The sequence below is a fragment of the Actinopolyspora sabaoui genome (assembly GCF_051225635.1).
Classification (GTDB): Bacteria; Actinomycetota; Actinomycetes; order Mycobacteriales; family Pseudonocardiaceae; genus Actinopolyspora.
Genome location: NZ_JBMIHH010000001.1, coordinates 236,638 through 252,743, shown reverse-complemented (window position 1 = coordinate 252,743; position 16,106 = coordinate 236,638). Strand labels below are relative to the sequence as shown.

General features: G+C 68.7%; 16 protein-coding genes. 3 read left to right on the top strand and 13 right to left on the bottom strand.

Translation table 11 applies throughout. The annotated features are described in order from the left end of the window. Nucleotides 1-54 precede the first annotated feature (54 nt). Nucleotides 55-915: a peptidylprolyl isomerase gene (locus ACOQFL_RS01150; protein ID WP_435542199.1), complete on the top strand. Its 861-nt coding sequence runs from the start codon at nucleotides 55-57 to the stop codon at nucleotides 913-915. 352 nt (nucleotides 916-1,267) lie between these two features. On the opposite strand, the gene ACOQFL_RS01145 is transcribed toward ACOQFL_RS01150, so the two are convergent. The 8 genes from ACOQFL_RS01145 to ACOQFL_RS01110 all read right to left on the bottom strand — a co-directional run bounded on the left by ACOQFL_RS01145 (nucleotide 1,268) and on the right by ACOQFL_RS01110 (nucleotide 11,342). Further along, nucleotides 1,268-3,580 carry a RelA/SpoT family protein gene (locus ACOQFL_RS01145; RefSeq protein ID WP_435542198.1) on the bottom strand — a complete coding sequence of 771 codons (2,313 nt, stop codon included), beginning with the start codon at nucleotides 3,578-3,580 and terminating at the stop codon, nucleotides 1,268-1,270. 301 nt (nucleotides 3,581-3,881) lie between these two features. Then, on the bottom strand, nucleotides 3,882-5,162 hold the full coding sequence (gene secF, locus ACOQFL_RS01140; protein ID WP_435542197.1) for a protein translocase subunit SecF: 1,281 nt from the start codon (nucleotides 5,160-5,162) through the stop codon (nucleotides 3,882-3,884). Nucleotides 5,163-5,165: 3 nt separating this feature from the next. Continuing rightward, a complete protein-coding gene (secD, locus tag ACOQFL_RS01135) occupies nucleotides 5,166-6,980 on the bottom strand; it encodes a protein translocase subunit SecD (protein WP_435542196.1) in 1,815 nt (604 codons plus the stop codon). Nucleotides 6,981-7,392: 412 nt separating this feature from the next. Then, nucleotides 7,393-7,773 carry a preprotein translocase subunit YajC gene (gene yajC / locus ACOQFL_RS01130; RefSeq protein WP_435542195.1) on the bottom strand — a complete coding sequence of 127 codons (381 nt, stop codon included), beginning with the start codon at nucleotides 7,771-7,773 and terminating at the stop codon, nucleotides 7,393-7,395. A 265-nt stretch (nucleotides 7,774-8,038) separates the two neighbouring features. Continuing rightward, nucleotides 8,039-9,145, bottom strand: coding sequence for a Holliday junction branch migration DNA helicase RuvB (ruvB, locus tag ACOQFL_RS01125; protein ID WP_435542194.1), 1,107 nt, complete (start codon nucleotides 9,143-9,145; stop codon nucleotides 8,039-8,041). An 86-nt stretch (nucleotides 9,146-9,231) separates the two neighbouring features. Then, on the bottom strand, nucleotides 9,232-9,870 hold the full coding sequence (gene ruvA / locus ACOQFL_RS01120; RefSeq protein ID WP_435542193.1) for a Holliday junction branch migration protein RuvA: 639 nt from the start codon (nucleotides 9,868-9,870) through the stop codon (nucleotides 9,232-9,234). Beyond that, on the bottom strand, nucleotides 9,867-10,454 hold the full coding sequence (gene ruvC / locus ACOQFL_RS01115) for a crossover junction endodeoxyribonuclease RuvC (RefSeq protein ID WP_435542192.1): 588 nt from the start codon (nucleotides 10,452-10,454) through the stop codon (nucleotides 9,867-9,869). The genes ruvA and ruvC overlap by 4 nt, the downstream gene beginning before the upstream one ends. Nucleotides 10,455-10,832: 378 nt before the next feature. Then, nucleotides 10,833-11,342 (bottom strand): DUF4262 domain-containing protein, encoded by a 510-nt coding sequence (locus ACOQFL_RS01110; RefSeq protein ID WP_435542191.1) that lies wholly within the window; start codon nucleotides 11,340-11,342, stop codon nucleotides 10,833-10,835. Between the two features lie 347 nt (nucleotides 11,343-11,689). Between ACOQFL_RS01110 and ACOQFL_RS01105 the strand changes: the two genes are divergently transcribed. Further along, nucleotides 11,690-12,319, top strand: a complete 630-nt coding sequence (locus ACOQFL_RS01105) for an SAM-dependent methyltransferase (protein WP_435542190.1) — start codon at nucleotides 11,690-11,692, stop codon at nucleotides 12,317-12,319. 3 nt (nucleotides 12,320-12,322) lie between these two features. On the opposite strand, the gene ACOQFL_RS01100 is transcribed toward ACOQFL_RS01105, so the two are convergent. The 5 genes from ACOQFL_RS01100 to ACOQFL_RS01080 all read right to left on the bottom strand — a co-directional run bounded on the left by ACOQFL_RS01100 (nucleotide 12,323) and on the right by ACOQFL_RS01080 (nucleotide 15,468). Continuing rightward, nucleotides 12,323-12,535, bottom strand: a complete 213-nt coding sequence (locus ACOQFL_RS01100) for a hypothetical protein (protein ID WP_435542189.1) — start codon at nucleotides 12,533-12,535, stop codon at nucleotides 12,323-12,325. 208 nt (nucleotides 12,536-12,743) lie between these two features. Further along, nucleotides 12,744-13,496 carry a YebC/PmpR family DNA-binding transcriptional regulator gene (locus ACOQFL_RS01095; protein ID WP_435542188.1) on the bottom strand — a complete coding sequence of 251 codons (753 nt, stop codon included), beginning with the start codon at nucleotides 13,494-13,496 and terminating at the stop codon, nucleotides 12,744-12,746. Then, complete coding sequence (pdxT, locus tag ACOQFL_RS01090) at nucleotides 13,493-14,197, bottom strand: pyridoxal 5'-phosphate synthase glutaminase subunit PdxT (protein WP_435542187.1); 705 nt, start codon at nucleotides 14,195-14,197, stop codon at nucleotides 13,493-13,495. Before pdxT ends, ACOQFL_RS01095 begins: the two co-directional genes overlap by 4 nt. A 249-nt stretch (nucleotides 14,198-14,446) precedes the next feature. Continuing rightward, nucleotides 14,447-14,746, bottom strand: a complete 300-nt coding sequence (locus ACOQFL_RS01085; protein WP_435542186.1) for an AzlD domain-containing protein — start codon at nucleotides 14,744-14,746, stop codon at nucleotides 14,447-14,449. Beyond that, nucleotides 14,743-15,468, bottom strand: coding sequence for an AzlC family ABC transporter permease (locus ACOQFL_RS01080; RefSeq protein WP_435542185.1), 726 nt, complete (start codon nucleotides 15,466-15,468; stop codon nucleotides 14,743-14,745). The genes ACOQFL_RS01085 and ACOQFL_RS01080 overlap by 4 nt, the downstream gene beginning before the upstream one ends. Nucleotides 15,469-15,538: 70 nt before the next feature. Between ACOQFL_RS01080 and ACOQFL_RS01075 the strand changes: the two genes are divergently transcribed. Further along, entirely contained in the window at nucleotides 15,539-16,099 is a 561-nt protein-coding gene (locus ACOQFL_RS01075; RefSeq protein WP_435542184.1) for a helix-turn-helix domain-containing protein, read from the top strand. Nucleotides 16,100-16,106: the final 7 nt, after the last annotated feature.

Here is a 16,106-nt window from a genome sequence, read left to right as displayed (position 1 = left end):
CGTGTTGTTTCCTCGGGACGAACCCGACCGACCCCGACCGCGGAGTGGGAACAGGTGTCCAGCAACGAACAACGTCGCCAGGCGGCCAAGAGCAAGCTCGAGCGTCAGCTCGCCCGCAGGGAGGAGCAAGCGCGCAAACGCAGGACCGTGGCGGTGACCACCACGATCGTCGTGGTGATCGCGGCCGTGGTGGGGGTTTACTTCCTCACCCGTACGGGCGAGGGGGGCAACAGCGCCGCGAGTACGCCACCGAGCTCCACGGCCACCTCCGAACAGTCGAACTCGGAGCAGATATCCATACCGAGCGAACTCGCGCCCGCCCCGAGCCGCCCGGAACCGCTACCGAACCAGGTCTCCTGCACCTACCGCTCGAAGGGGGAGCCCGCCAAACCGGTGGAGCCTCCAGAGAACGGCGAGGTCTCCTCGCAGGGCACCGTGCAGGCCACGATCGAGGCGAACGTGGGCACCATTCCGATCACCTTGGACCGCTCGCTGGCCCCCTGCACGGTCAACAGCTTCGTCCACCTCGCCGAATCCGGGTTCTACGACGACACCCCCTGCCACCGCCTCTCCACCTCGGGGCTGCAGATGCTGCAGTGCGGTGACCCGACGGGCAAGGGAACCGGCGGCCCCGGCTACCAGTTCGACGACGAGACGTACTCCGACATCCAGTACGGACGCGGGTACCTGGCGATGGCCAACTCGGGGGCCGACACCAACGGCAGCCAGTTCTTCATCGTGTACGGCGAAGCGCCGCTACAGTCCAACTACACGGTGTTCGGCACCGTGTCGAAGGAGGGTCTGCAGGTGGTCGACAAGGTCGCACGGGCAGGCCACGATGGCTCGTTCTCGCGTGCCGGTGGTGGCCACCCGAACAAGAAGGTGACCTTCGAGAAGGTGACCGTGAAGTCCTGATCCGGAAATCCCGCCCCGGAAACCCGGTTCGGAACGCCGGAAAGCGCCCGCGTGGACCCGTCCGCGCGGGCGTGGTGCGGCCCAGCCAGCGTCAATTTCTCGCGAAATCGCCGCGCGGTGCGGCGGTATGGCCCCGGCTCGCGTAAATTTCCCACGAAATCGCCGCGCCACTTCGACGCAGGGCCGAGCTCCCACCACGGCCGCAGCCTGCACCGCCGCGGGTTCTCTCGTGGTGCTCTCGCGAGGACGCCGGAGACGTTGTGTAGTACCTACCCGATGTCTCCGGACCCGCAGCGAGAGCCCGCGAGAGGTTCCGCCACCCGCACCACCACGCAGCCGGACCGAGTGAGGGTCACGCTGCGGAGGTCATGCGGTACACGTCGTACACACCCTCGATGTTGCGCACGGCCTTGAGGACGTGTCCCAGGTGCTTGGGATCGCCCATCTCGAAGGAGAACCGGCTCACCGCGACGCGGTCCTTCGAGGTGGTCACCGAGGCGGACAGGATGTTGACCTTCTCGTCGGCCAGCACCTTCGTCACGTCCGAGAGCAACCGGTGTCGATCCAGCGCCTCGACCTGGATGGCCACCAGGAACACCGAGGAGTTCGACGGGGCCCAGTAGACCTCCACCAACCGTTCGGGCTTGGAACGCAGGTCGTCCGCGTTGTTGCAGTCGGTGCGGTGCACGCTGACACCACCGCCGCGCGTGACGAAGCCGAGGATCTCGTCACCGGGCACCGGGGTGCAGCAACGCGCGAGCTTCGCCCAGACCTCGCCCGCGTTGGCGCCCTCCACGCGCACACCGGAATCGCCGGAGCTGCGACGCTGCTGCTGCACCGTGGAGGGGGTGGAGCGTTCCGCGATCTCGTCCTCGGCCTGTTCCACCCCGCCGAGCGAGGCGACCAGCCGCTGCACCACGTGGTGCGCCGAGACCTGTCGCTCCCCGACCGCCGCGTACAACGCGGTCACATCGGTGTAGTGCAGTTCCTTGGCCACCGATCCGATGGAATCGGCCGAGACCAGCCGCTGCACGGGTAGTCCCAGCCTGCGCAGCTCCTTGGCGATGGCCTGCTTGCCGGACTCGATGGCCTCTTCGCGCCGCTCCTTGGCGAACCACTGCTTGATCTTGGTCTTGGCGCGCGGCGAGGCGACGAAGGAGAGCCAGTCCCTGCTCGGACCGGACCCCTCGGCCTTGGAGGTGAAGATCTCGACGACCTCGCCGTTCTCCAGCTTGCGTTCGAGCGCCACGAGTCTGCCGTTGACCCGGGAGCCGATGCAGCGGTGCCCCACTTCGGTGTGGACCGCGTAGGCGAAGTCGACCGGCGTGGATCCCGCCGGAAGCGTGATCACATCACCCTTGGGGGTGAATACGAAGATCTCCCTGGTGTTGAGGTCGTAGCGCAGCGACTCCAGGAACTCCCCTGGATCCGCGGCCTCCCGCTGCCAGTCGAGCAGCTGGCGCATCCAGGCCATCTCGTCGATCTCGACACCGGCGCCGCGGCCGCGCGCCTTGGTCTCCTTGTAACGCCAGTGGGCCGCGATGCCGTACTCGGCGGTGCGGTGCATCTCCTCGGTACGGATCTGCACTTCCAGCGGTTTGCCCTCGGGACCGATCACCGTGGTGTGCAGCGACTGGTAAACCCCGAACTTGGGCTGGGCGATGTAGTCCTTGAACCGGCCGGGCATCGGCTGCCACAGCGCGTGCACCACACCCATGGCGGCATAGCAGTCCCGGACCTGGTCGACGAGGATGCGCACTCCCACCAGATCGTGGATGTCGTCGAAGTCACGGCCCCGCACGATCATCTTCTGGTGGATCGAGTAGTAGTGCTTGGGCCGCCCCTCCACCTTCGCGGAGAGCCGCGCCGCGTCCAGGTTCGACGACAGCTCGTCGACCACGGTGCGCAGGTAGGTGTCCCTGGAGGGCGCGCGATTGGCCACCAGCCGCACGATCTCGTCGTACTTCTTGGGCTGCAGGATCGCGAAGGCCAGGTCCTCCAGCTCCCACTTGATGGTGGCCATGCCCAACCGGTGTGCCAGCGGCGCGAGCACCTCCAGGGTCTCGCGCGCCTTGCGCACCTGCTTCTCCGGCGGCAGGAACCGCATGGTGCGCATGTTGTGCAACCGGTCGGCGAGCTTGATCACCACGACGCGGGGATCTCGGGCCATCGCGATGACCATTTTGCGGATGGTCTCGGCCTCGGCGGCGTTGCCCAGTTTGACCTTGTCGAGCTTGGTGACGCCGTCGACGAGGTGGGAGACCTCCTCACCGAAGTCCGACCGCAACCGGTCGAGCGGGTAGTCGGTGTCCTCGACGGTGTCGTGCAGCAGCGCGGCCACCAGTGTGGTGGTGTCCATGCCCAGCTCGGCGAGGATGGTCGCCACCGCGAGCGGGTGCGTGATGTAGGGATCGCCGGACTTGCGCTGCTGGTCGCTGTGCTGTTCCTCGGCGATGTCGTAGGCGTACTGCAGCAACGCCAGGTCCGCCTGCGGGTGCATCTCGCGGTGCACCGAGGCCAGCGGCTCGAGTACCTGCTTGACCTGAGTAGGGCGCTGCGCGGTGATTCGCCGGGCCAACCGCGCGCGAACCCGCCGAGTTGCCGAGGCGGGCCGTTGCGCGGCAGATTCCGCCCCGCTCGCGGGAGACTCGACTTCTTGGCTCACAGCACGCTCCCGGGTGTTCGAGGATCCGCTCGGCCCGGGTCGGTTCTCCGCACGCGAGAACGCCCGTGGCGCTCGGTGCGGCGACCCGGGCATCGAGCATAACGCTACGAACGCCGTGAGCCTTCCCGGGAGGGGCGACGCCACGCCGAGCGGTCCCCACACAGCTTTGAGCCGAACCCACGGGTGATCGGTCGCGCCGATCACCGGGCAGTACGGTCACGGAGCTCGTGTCACTCCGAGGAGGCCGATCACCGCGAGCGCCGACCGCTTCAGGAGCGGGCCCGCGGTGATCGGCGGATGCTCACCGCCGCCTGCGTCCGGCGGAACGGCGTCCCGCCTTCCCCGAGGGCTGGGCCCCGCCGGAACCGGAGGCACCCGCGCCGGCCAGTTTCGCGCCGCCGGTCCCGTTGGTCCCGTTGCGGGCGGGGCGCTGCTTCTCGCCCGTGCTCGTCCCGGACTCGGAGTCGGACTGCTCATCGGTGCCGGTCCCGTTTCCCGTGGCGGTCCCGTCACTGCCCCGGTTGCGCCTGCGCTGGGCGACCTTCTCGGCATGTACGCGATACTTGGACTCGCGCATCTTCAGGTCCACCAGCAGCGGGGTGGCCAGCAGCAGCGAGGAGAGCACGCCCGCGAGCATGCCGACGCCCTGCACCAGCGCGAGGTCCCGCAGCACACCGACACCCAGCAGCCCCGCGCCGACGACCAGCAGGCCGAGTACCGGCAGCAGCGCGATCACCGAGGTGTTGATCGACCGCATCAGGGACTGGTTGACGGCCAGGTTGGCCGCCTCGGGATAGGTGCGCCTGGTGGTGCTCAACAGCCCGGTGGTGTTCTCCTTGACCTTGTCGAAGACCACGACCGTGTCGTACAGCGAGAAACCGAGGATGGTGAGCAGACCGATCACCGTGCTGGGGCTGACCTGGAATCCGATCATCGAGTAGATGCCCGCGGTGACGAGCACGTCGTGCAGCAACGCCACCAGGGCGCCGACCGCCATCCATCGCTCGAAGTAGAACGCCAGGAACACGGTCACCAGCACGAGGAACACCGCCAGCGCGATCAACGCCTGCTGGGTGATCTCGCTGCCCCAGGTACCGCTGACGGCACTGTCGCTGATCGCGTCCGCGCTGGGCTGGCCGTTGGTTCCCAGCGGTTGCAGATCCTGGAACAGGGCCGACTTGACCTGGACCAGATCGGCCTGCGACAGCTTCTCGGTGTTGATCTGCAGCGTCTGGCTGTCACCGCTGCCCACCAGCTGCACCGAGGACGGCTCGGAGCCGAGCGCCTGCTGGAAGGATTCCTCGGCCTCCTCCGTGGTGATCTGCCCGGAGGCGCCCTGTGCGGGCATCGAGATGTTGGTACCGCCCTCGAACTCGATGCTGAGGTTGAAGCCCTTGACGCCGACGAAAAGGGCGGAGACCAGCATCAGCAGCCCGAGGACGACGTACCAGTACTTGCGCTTGCCGACGATGTCGAAGGCACCGGTACCGGTGTAGAGCCGTTGCAGCACCCCACGCTTGGCCTCGGTGCCGCTCGCGTCGGTCGCGGCGGGATCGCTCCCGTTGCTGCCGGTCGTGTCCACGACTCACGCCTCCTTCGGAGTGCCGTTGGAGGCACCCTGCTGCCGGTTGCCGCCCTTTCGCTGTGCCCTGGCGCGTTCGCCCATCCGCTGGACCGCGCCGAGACCGGTCACCCCCGGACGGGAGAGGAACTTGCTGCGCGAGGCCAGCGCCACCAGTGGATGGGTGACCAGGAAGACGACGATCAGATCCAGCACCGTCGACATTCCGAGTGTGAAGGCGAAGCCCTTCACCTGGCCGACCGCGAGCAGGTACAGCACACCCGCCGCGAGGAAGCTGACCGCGTCGGCCGACAGAATCGTCCGACGGGCACGGGCCCAGGAACGCGGCACCGCGGACCGGAACGTTCTGCCCTCGCGTATCTCGTCCTTGAGTCGCTCGAAGAAGACGATGAACGAGTCCGCGGTGATACCGATCGCGATGATGAAACCGGCCATGCCCGGCAGGTCGAGCGTGAATCCGATCCAGCGACCGAACAGCACCAGCACGCCGTAGACCACCGCACCGGACAGCACCAGCGACAGGATCGTCAACAGCCCCAGCAGCCGGTAGTAGAGCAGGCAGTAGGCCGCCACGAGGATCAGTCCGATACCACCCGCCAGCAACGCGGCCTGCAGCGAGGCGATCCCCAGTGTCGGCGAGACGGTCTCGGCGGTGGACTGGTCGAACGCGAGCGGCAACGCGCCGTACTTGAGGGTGTTGGCGAGGTTCTTGGCCGTCTCCTGGTTGAAGTTGCCGGAGATCGAGGTGGTTCCACCGACGATCGCGTCGTTGATGGAGGGTGCGGAGACCACCCGGTTGTCGAGCACGAAAGCGACCTGCTCACCGACGTTCTGCGAGGTGAAGTCGGCCCAGGTGTTCTTGCCCTGGTTCTTGAACTCCAGGTTGACGGTCCACTCGGCCTTGCGCTGCCCCGGTGGGGAGGAGTTGGCGTCGCTGATCTGGGTACCGGGAATCAGCACCGGTTCGAGGATGTACTTGCGCTGCCCGTCGTCGCCGCAGGTCACCAGCGGGAGTTTGGGGTCGGCGTTGCCGCGCAGCGGGTCGGGGGCGCTGCAGTCCAGCGTCAGCAGTGCCTGCCGCTGCATGGTCGGGTTCTTGCTCTGGCGCAGCTGCTTGGCCTGCTCGATCCGTTCGGTCCTGGTCAGCTGGTCACCGTTCTGCTGGTTACCGCCCTGCTGGTTACCGCTCTGCTGTTCACCGTCGCCGGACTGCTGCTCACCATTACCGGACTGGGAGTTCTCGTCCGGTTGGTCCTGCGCCGGGGCCTGCCGCGCACCCACCGCCTGGGGCGTGGTGCCGGAGGGCTGGTCCTGGGAACCGCTCGATCCGTTGTTCTGGCCGGACTGATCACCCTGGCCGGAGTTCCCGTCCTGGCCTGATTGATCACCCTGGCCGGACTGGTTGCCCTGGCCGGACTGGTTGCCCTGCAACGCGCTGACCGGAACGACCTGCTTGACCTTGCGCAGGTTCAGCTCCGCGGTCTGTCCGAGCCGCTTGGCTTGCTCACCGTCCTTGCCGGGCACCGTGATCACCAGATTGGTGCCGTCGACGGTGACCTCGGAGCCACTGACACCGAGCCCGTTCACACGCTGCTCGATGATCTCGCGAGCCTGCTGCAACGACTCATCGGTGGGGGGTTTACCGTTGGGGGTCCGCGCCGTGAGCGTCACCCGGGTACCGCCCTGCAGGTCGATGCCCAGCTCCGGAACCGGTTTGCGGTCACCGGTGAAGAACACAAGGCTGTATATGCCCAGCAGAATCACCACGAAGGCCAGCAGGTAACGCGCCGGCCGGATCTGCCCGCGTGGAGGTGCCACGTTAGGTCCGTCTCCTCGTCCGGGGTCGGTGCCGAAGGTCCGGCAGTCGTCCAAAGCCGCCGTCGCGCCCGGCCCTTCACGGTGCCGACACCGCACGTGGCTGACGCGACAACGGCGTCCAGTTTGACAGGTCACATTCCGACGGCGTCGCGCAGGTACTGAATCGTGATGTGCGGGCGGTGCGTGACACGAGTGATCGTCATCGTGACCTGGGAACGCTCCCGCATGGACAGCGAGGACACCCCGACGGCGGAAAATCGACACGGCCACCGGCCGAGCGACGTATCTCCGCGCGGCCGGGGGTCACCGCCGGGGGTCACCACCGAAAGGCTGCCGGAGTCGTCGTCGAAAGCACGCTCCACACCCGCATCGCCGCTACACCGCGACGCCCGCCGGGAGCCGTCGAACGGCCTCAGCCGGTCTTCTGCGTCTCGGCGTTCTCCGCGACCTCGGACTCCTCGTCGGACGAATCGCGGTCCGAGGAGTCGGTGATCTCCTCGTCCTCGTCGTCCTCATCCTCGTCCTCGTCGACCTCGGTCTCGACCCGCTCACGGATCGCCTGGCGCAGCCAGGTCGTGACCACACCGTCGGCGATCTCGAGTTCGATCGAATCGTCCTCGGTCTCGACCACGGTGCCGAACAATCCGGAAGTGGTCATCACTCGGTCCCCGACCGTCAGCGAGTTCTGCAGCTTCTGCTGCTCACTCATCGCCTTGCGCTGCTTGCGCATCTGGAAGAACAGCAGCGCCGCGAAGGCGACGAACAGAATCGGGATCAAATACTCTGTCGTCAATCTTGCTCCATCCACGGACGTCACCCGGACAGCGCGGCGACCGCGACAACGGAGCCGTGCCCCACCGGCGCCCGGACTATTCGGATGTACCGCTCCCCAGTGTGCCAGGTTCACCAGCACACAACCGCCCCTGCCCTTGCGGTGGACACACCGCCCGGAAGGATCGAGCAGTGATGCAGCGCACAACGCCGCCTCCGGTTCGCCTCACCCACCGGCGCGGTGCGGGGGCGCACCGCTCGTCGACGCGCTCTCGAAAGGGCCGGGCTCACTCGTCGAACAACCCGGGTTCGGGTTCAGCGGCGGGCGCCGCGCCGAAGGCGTTGGCCGGCGCCACCATGCCGAGGTGATTCCAGGCAGCGGCGGTGGCGACCCGCCCACGCGGTGTCCGGGCCAGCATGCCCGCCCGCACCAGGTACGGCTCGCACACCTCCTCGATGGTGCTCTGCTCCTCGCCCACGGCCACCGCCAGTGTCGAGGCTCCGACCGGTCCACCGCCGAACGAGCGGGCCAGTGAGCCGAGCACGGCCCGGTCGAGGCGGTCGAGTCCGAGCTCGTCCACGTCGTAGACCTCCAGCGCGGCGCGGGCCACCTCGACGGTGACCACCCCGTCGGAGCGCACCTCGGCGTAGTCGCGAACCCGCCGCAGCAGTCGGTTGGCGATCCGCGGCGTTCCCCGGCACCGCCGGGCTATCTCGGTGGCACCGTCCGGGCGCAGGTTCACCCCGAGGATCCCGGCCGAACGGTTGATGACCTCCTCGAGCTCGGCGGGTTCGTAGAACTCCATGTGCGCGGTGAACCCGAACCGATCCCGCAACGGGCCGGTCAGCGACCCCGATCGCGTGGTCGCCCCCACCAGGGTGAACGGGGCGATGTCCAGCGGGATGCTGGTGGCACCCGGCCCCTTGCCGACGACGACGTCGACCCGGTAGTCCTCCATCGCCAGGTAGAGCATCTCCTCGGCCGGGCGCGCCATGCGGTGTATCTCGTCGATGAACAGCACGTCCCCGCCGGTGAGGTTGGACAGCATCGCGGCCAGGTCCCCGGGGCGTTCCAGAGCCGGACCGGAGGTCACCCTGATGGCCGAGTCCAGCTCGGTCGCGAGGATCATGGCCAGGCTGGTCTTGCCGAGCCCGGGTGGCCCCGCGAACAGGATGTGATCGGGCTGCTCCCCCCTGCCGAGGGCACCCTGCAGCACCAGGCGCAGCTGCTCGCGGACGCGCTGCTGGCCCACGAAGTCGTCGAGCTTGCGCGGGCGCAGGCTCGCGTCGATCTCCTGTTCCCCGTTGGCGCGGTGCGGCGAGAGGGTTTCCTCGGAGGCATCCGTCGCGTCCGGGGTTTCGGCTTCCGGCTCCACCGGACCGTCCTCGTGCATCGTTTCCTCAGAACTTCGCTCGTGCCATTTTCGATTGTCGCGCCGCCGTCGTCCCGAACCGCACTACTCGGGGCTGCCGGGCCGCGCTACTTGGGACCGAGACCGGCCAGGGCCTTGCGCAGCACGGTGGAGGTGTCGGTCTCACCACCGTTCTCGGCCAGCACCGCGTTCACGCTCTGCTCCGCCTGTTTCGCGGAGAACCCGAGTCCGACCAAGGCCTCGCTGACCTCGGAGCGGATACCGGCGGTGTCCACGGCAGCGGCCCCGGGCGCGACGCCCGTCTCCGTGGTCGTCCACCCGGAATCGACACCGGGCTGGACGGACAGCGCCGCCACCTTGTCGCGCAGCTCCAGGGTGAGCCGTTCGGCATTCTTCTTGCCGATTCCGGGAACACGGGTCAGTGCCCCGATGTCGCCCTGGCTCACCGCGTCGCGCAGCTGGGCGGGGTCGAGCACCGCCAACGCGGCCAGCGCCAGCCTCGGCCCCACGCCCGAGGCGGTCTGCAGCAGGGTGAAGAGGTCACGGGCCTGCGCGTCGGCGAACCCGTAGAGCGTCAGCGAATCCTCCCGCACTATCAGCGAGGTGGCCAGGTTCGCCTCGGAGCCGCGTCGCAGCCCACCCAGCGTGGCCGGTGTCGCGTACACGGCCATTCCCACGCCGCCGACCTCGATCACCGCGTGATCCAGTCCGATCGAAAGCACCTCACCCCGCACCGAAGCGATCATCGGTGGTTCCCCCTTGTACCGGACGAGTCTCGTGCTGCCTCTCGCAGCCGCTGTTGATGATTGCGCGCGAGTTCGGTCGCGCGTTGCTCCGCCTCGGCGAGTCTGCCCGCCATGGGAGCCCGCCAGAGATGACACAGTGCCAGTGCCAGTGCGTCGGCCGCGTCGGCGGGTTTCGGGGGGCTCGACATTCCCAGCACCTTGCCGACCATCGCGGTGACCTGTCGCTTGTCGGCCTTGCCGGAGCCGCTGATGGCGGCCTTGACCGAACTCGGCGTGTGGAAGGCGACCTGGATGTCCCGCCGTGAGGCGGCCAGCGCCACGATTCCGGAGACCTGCGCGGTTCCCATGACCGAGCGCACGTTCTGCTGACTGAAGACCCGTTCGATGGCCACGACTTCCGGTTCGTGCCGGTCGATCCACTCCTCCACCCCGTCGGCGATGGCCACCAGGCGCCGGGGCAGCTCGTCGTCCACGGGGCTGCGCACCACGCCGACCCCGAGACAGCTCACCCCGCGCCGATGCCCGCCCTCGACGACACCGACTCCGCAGCGTGTCAGTCCCGGATCGACTCCCAGTATGCGCACACCCTCATCCTCTCGCGCGAGCCCGCTTTGAACACGCGTTCGAATGATACCGGCCGGTCGGACGGAACCGAGCACGGCGACACGCACGCCGCACCGAGCGGAGGAAGCAGCACCGACCGGGCGAGGCCGCACCCGCGGCAGGATCAGCCGGGCAGACTCGCCCGCAGCGTGAACAGTAGAGGGATGCGCGGAGCACCGGGCGGCAGGCGGTACCAGTGGGCGCTTTGAGTCCCCTCGACCAGGGGATCCGGGACGTGCTCGTCGGGGACCGCCTCCGGCTCGGGGCGTCCGGTTCGGTCACGGCACGTGCTTCACGCAGCGCACGCGCGGGCGCGTCCGGTGATTTTCGGACCGCCCGGCGGATTCGGCGGCGGGTCCTCAGGCGCCGTCGTGACCGGGCCTCCAGGTCTCGGGAGCACCGCTCCGGGTCAGCACCGGCTGATAGGAGGCGAAGCCCTCGGGAGCGTGCTCCGACCAGGGGAACAGCCCGGTGTCCGGGGTGGGGAGCACCAACTGCAGCGCGGGGAAGTCGTCGTCGCCGTAAACCAGCATCGCGCTTCCCAGGTACTCCGGGTAGTACATCCCGGCCACGCGCTCGAAGGTGACGGGCTGTTCGGCCAGGAAACCTTCGTAGAGCCTGCCGGTGATGAACCGCTCGCCACGGCCGACGCGGGCCACGTAGGTCTCCACCACGCTCCGGCCCACCTGCTCGGGTAAACCGATCACCACGAGCTCCGGTTTGCCGAACCGCCGCCACGCGCCCACCGAGAAGGAGTACGGGGCGTGGTCCTCCTCCTCGGGAACGTGCAGCACGGCCGCTCCGTACCGCTCCGAGGTGTCGACCAACCAGCGTCGCAGTTCGTCCGTCGAGCTCGCCGTCCCGGTCATCACGTGTCACCTCTTCGTCGACGGGTTCGTTCGCGGCGCGACCGCGCGTCCCCGGTGAGCGCCGCGTCGGGGGCGAAGCCTAGTTCACCGGTGGGCGCCGGGGACATGCCGTCGTCGGTCGCGAAACGGGAAGTTCGACGGACTACACGAGCGATCTTGACTTCGAGTTCACTCGAACTCGCATGCTCGGTGGTGCCGCACGAAAGCGCGACACCGGGCACAAACGCCACCGGGCACAAACGCCACCGGGCACGAACGCCACCGGGCACGAACGCCACCGGGCAACCACGTATCGCACATACCGGGAAACCACGAACCAGGAACGAACAGAAGACCGGGAGAGCACCATGAACAATTCGATCTCGGGGGAGCACTTCGAGCAGACCTACCGGGAGGGCAACCCGCCGTGGGTGATCGGCGCCCCACAGCCCGCGGTCGTCGAACTGGAACGGCAGGGGTGGATCGGGGGCTCGGTGCTGGACCCCGGCTGCGGCGAGGGCGAGCACACCATACTGCTGACCGAGCTCGGTTACGACGTGCTCGGCGTGGACGGTTCCCGGACGGCTGTGGTCCGGGCCCGGGACAACGCGGCCGAGCGCGGGGTGGCCGCGCGTTTCGAGGTGGCCGACGCGTTCGATCTCGGCACCGAACCGCGGTTCGACACCGTCGTGGACAGCGCCCTGCTGCATGTGTTCGGCGAGGTCGAACGACGCGCCTACACCCGAAGCCTGCACGCGGTGTGTGCACCGGGAGCCGTGGTGCACGTGCTCGCGCTGTCGGACGCCGAGGACGCGGGCGGGCCGCGACTGAGTGCCGAGCAGGTGCGGGACTCGTTCGGTGCGGGTTGGCTCGTCGAGTCGCTGCGACCCGAGGTCTACCGGGGAGTCGCGAACGAGGAGTACGCCGCCCGACTCGGCGTCTCGCCCAATGAGCAGGTCGACACGGCCGCTTGGCTGGCACGGGTCCGCAGGATCTGAGCCTCAGCGGGTGGACCGGGCTCTGGCGAGGACGGCCGAGGCGGCTGCCTCGGGAGCCTGGGTTGGAATCCAGTGGCCGACGCCCCTGAGCACGACCTTCTCGTACGGCCCGGTCACCCACCGGGCGGTCGCGTCGACACCGGCGCGGGCGACGCCGCTGTCGGTCACGTCGAAGTTGAGGTCCTCGTTCGTGAACGTGGTGGGGGTCGCCGGCACGGCTGCCTCCCGAGGCCCTGTTCGGACCGCACTTCGGAATCCGTCAGCGCCGGAGAGTATCCGTCAGCGCCGGAGAGTAGCAGCGATTCGTGAAAAGATCTCGACCGAACCGGCCGGGGCGGGCACGAACCGGTCGCGGCACGCGGGCACGAACCGACCGCGGCGGACAGGGAACTTCCGGACCACGTGGTCCGGAAGTTCCCCCGGATCACGCCGAGACCTGGGCCATGATCTCGTCGCTGACGTCGAAGTTCGAGTAGACGTTCTGCACGTCGTCGCAGTCCTCAAGCACGTCGATGAGCTTGAAGACCTTGCGCGCGCCCTCGCTGTCCAGCGGCACGTTGACCGACGGCAGGAAGCTGGGCTCAGCGGAGTCGTACTCGATGCCCTCGGCCTGCAGGGCCTTGCGGACCGGAACGAGGTCGCTGGGCTCGCAGAGGATCTCGTAGTTCTCGCCGAGGTCCTCGATCTCCTCGGCACCGGCCTCCAGCACGGCGCCGAGGACGTCCTCCTCGCTGAGACCGTTCTTGGGCAGGATCACCACGCCACGCCGGTTGAACAGGTAGGCCACCGACCCGGCGTCGGCCATGGAACCGCCGTGCTTGTTCATGGCGGTGCGCACCTCGCCCGCGGCGCGGTTGCGATTGTCGGTCAGGCACTCGATCAGCACGGCCACCCCATTGGGGGCGTAGCCCTCGTACATGACCGTCTCCCAGTCGGCGCCGCCCGCTTCCTCACCGGCGCCGCGCTTGCGGGCGCGCTCGATGTTGTCCTGCGGTACCGAGGACTTGCGCGCCTTCTGCATGGCGTCGAACAGCGTGGGGTTGGCCTCCGGGTCGCCCCCACCCGTACGCGCGGCGACCTCGATGTTCTTGGTCAGCTTCGCGAAGAGCTTGCCGCGCTTGGCGTCGAGGGCGGCCTTCTTGTGCTTGGTCGTGGCCCACTTGGAGTGGCCGCTCATTTTTCCTCCGTGGTATCAGGTCGTCCCGGGCCGGTGTGCCCGCTGTTCTCGTTGATCATCCGCACGAACAGCCGGTGCACGCGGTCGTCACCGTTGACCAGCTCGGGATGGAAAGCCGTGGCGAGCACCGGTCCCTGCCGAACCGCGACGATGGTACCCGCACCCGTCTCTTCCGGTCGTCCGTCCGACGGCTCGGCGGGAGACGGCACGCTTGCCAGCACGGTCACCTCGGCACCCGCCTTCTCGACGAGAGGGGCCCGAATGAACACGGCGCGCAACGCCGGGCCTTCGATCCCGGCGAAGTCGAGATCCGCCTCGAAGGAATCCACTTGCCGCCCGAAGGCGTTGCGGCGGACCACCACGTCCAGCGCCCCCAACGATCGAACGCCGGGACTGCCCCGAACCTGGGGGCGGTCGTCGAGCACGCTGTCCGCGAGCAGCACCATGCCCGCACAGGACCCGTAGGCGGGCATGCCTTCCCGCAGCCGCGTACGCAGCGGCTCGAAGAGTTCGAAGGTGTCCAACAGCCGCGTCATGGTGGTCGACTCCCCGCCCGGAAGCACCAGGGCGTCCACTCGGGCGAGCTCCTCGGGACGACGCACCGGGAACGCCGTCACCCCGATGCGCCGCAGCGCGGCGAGATGCTCGGCGACGCCGCCCTGCAGAGCGAGCACACCGACTACCGGTTGAGCTGGGTTCACACCACGATTGTCCGGCAGTGGCGCGCACGAGCAACGTCCGGGTCAGCTCCGTTCGAACCCGTGCCCGGCTCGATGGCGGTACCCGTGCTCGGCAGGAGCCGGACAGTTCCACCGGGCGAGCCACCGGGTGAGCCACCGGGTGAGCCACCGGGTGAGCCACCGAGCCCACGAAGCTGTGGCAGCCCGTCCCCGCGCCCTGGCAACCCGTCCCGCGCCGTGGCAGCACTGGCCGCCGAGCCGTCGCCGCGCTCACAGGGCACGCAGTCCGGCCGTGACACCGGCCGCGACGAGCACGACGACCACGAAGGGTGCTCTGCGCCATGCCAGCACACCCCCCACGAGCACCCCGACCACACGGGGCCAGCCCGCGAACGAGCCCGACTCGTAACCCGCGCTGACGGCCACGAACGCGGCGAGCAACGTCACCGCGGCCACGGAGAGCAGCCACCTGCCGCGTTCGGAGATATGCAGTCTGCCGCGCAGCAACGGCCCCGCCGCACGCATCGCGTAGGTCCCGGCGGCCAGTGCCAGTACCAGGCCGAGTGTCATACCGTTTCCCCTTCCGAGACCTCGGTTCCGCGCCTCGCGCGCGGCACGGGCAGCAGCGCGGCGGCGGTGCCGAGCAGCGCGACCAGCACCGCGAGTCCCTCCTCCAGCAGTGGGACGGTGAGCACGGCGAGCAGACAGCCGAGCAGCACGGCACGCGCGGTCGGGCGATCGCGCACGGCGGGCAGCACCAGAGTGAGCAGCCCGGCTGGCAGTGCGGCGTCGAGCCCGAGCAGCTGGGGGTCACCGAGGCCGCGTCCCAGCAGCCCGCCCAGCAGCACCGAGGGCGTCCAGACCGCGTAGAGCGTCGTCCCCGCCACCCAGTAGGCGCGTCGCCTGCGCCCCGGCTCGGATTCGGCGAGCGCGAAGGCCACGGCCTCGTCGACCAGCAGGTGGCTCCCGAGCAGTCTGCGTCCGAGACCGCCGTCGAGGACGTCGCCCATCGCCAGCCCGTAGGGCAGGTGACGTGCGTTGAGCAGCCAGCCGCCCAGCAGCACGGTCAGTGGTGCGGCTCCGGCGGTGGCCAGCCCCACGACCAGGAACTCGGAACCACCGGCGAAGACGAGGGCGGCCATTACCGTGACCAGCCACAACGGAGCGCCACTCGAGACCGCGATGGCTCCCAGCGAGGCCCCGACCACCACCAGCGCGAGGGCCATCGAGGCCACGGCGGGCAGTAATCGAGCGCTGTCGGAAGCACGGTCCGTTCTTTTTGGCGAACGCATCGTCTTCTACAATGAACAAAACGAACTGCGTTCGTCAAGACGAACGATCGGTAGTCCAGAAGGAACGGCTATGCGGGGATCCGAGACCGAGGCGATCGAGACGATCTCGATCGCGCTGCGCCACCACCGCGAACGCGCGGGAATCTCGCTGTCCGAGCTGGCGAAGCGAGCCGGAGTGGCCAAGTCGACGCTGTCGCAGCTGGAATCCGGGGAGGGAAACCCGGGAGTGGAGACGCTGTGGGCGCTGGCCGTCGCGTTGAACGTGCCGTTCAGCAGGCTCGTGGAGCTGCCGACTCCCCGTATGCGGGTGATCCGCGCGGGGCAGGCGCCCCGGATCCGGGCGGAACACTCCGGCTTCGCGGCGGGACTGCTGTCCGCCTGCCCCGCCGGAGCGAGCCGGGACATCCACGAGATCGCACTGGACGCCGGGGAGATCCGGCGGGCGGAGCCGCACCAGCCGGGCACGGTCGAGCACCTGATCGTGGTCTCGGGAAGCATGCGCAGCGGCCCCGCCGACGAGCCCGCCGAACTCGAACCGGGCGACTACACCACGTTCTCCGGAGCGGTGCCGCACGTCTACCAGGCGGTGAACGGCCCCACCACGGCGGTGCTGGTCATGGAGCACTCCTGAACAGGCG

Bases quoted from the DNA above. Each gene is read 5' to 3' on its own strand.
- ruvA (WP_435542193.1), bottom strand. From the start codon at position 9,870: ATGATCGCTTCGGTGCGGGGTGAGGTGCTTTCGATCGGACTGGATCAC.
- ACOQFL_RS01095 (WP_435542188.1), bottom strand. From the start codon at position 13,496: ATGAGCGGCCACTCCAAGTGGGCCACGACCAAGCACAAGAAGGCCGCC.
- ACOQFL_RS01075 (WP_435542184.1), top strand. From the start codon at position 15,539: ATGCGGGGATCCGAGACCGAGGCGATCGAGACGATCTCGATCGCGCTG.
- ACOQFL_RS01105 (WP_435542190.1), top strand. From the start codon at position 11,690: ATGAACAATTCGATCTCGGGGGAGCACTTCGAGCAGACCTACCGGGAG.
- ruvB (WP_435542194.1), bottom strand. From the start codon at position 9,145: ATGCACGAGGACGGTCCGGTGGAGCCGGAAGCCGAAACCCCGGACGCG.
- ACOQFL_RS01085 (WP_435542186.1), bottom strand. From the start codon at position 14,746: ATGACACTCGGCCTGGTACTGGCACTGGCCGCCGGGACCTACGCGATG.
- ACOQFL_RS01110 (WP_435542191.1), bottom strand. From the start codon at position 11,342: ATGACCGGGACGGCGAGCTCGACGGACGAACTGCGACGCTGGTTGGTC.
- ACOQFL_RS01080 (WP_435542185.1), bottom strand. From the start codon at position 15,468: ATGCGTTCGCCAAAAAGAACGGACCGTGCTTCCGACAGCGCTCGATTA.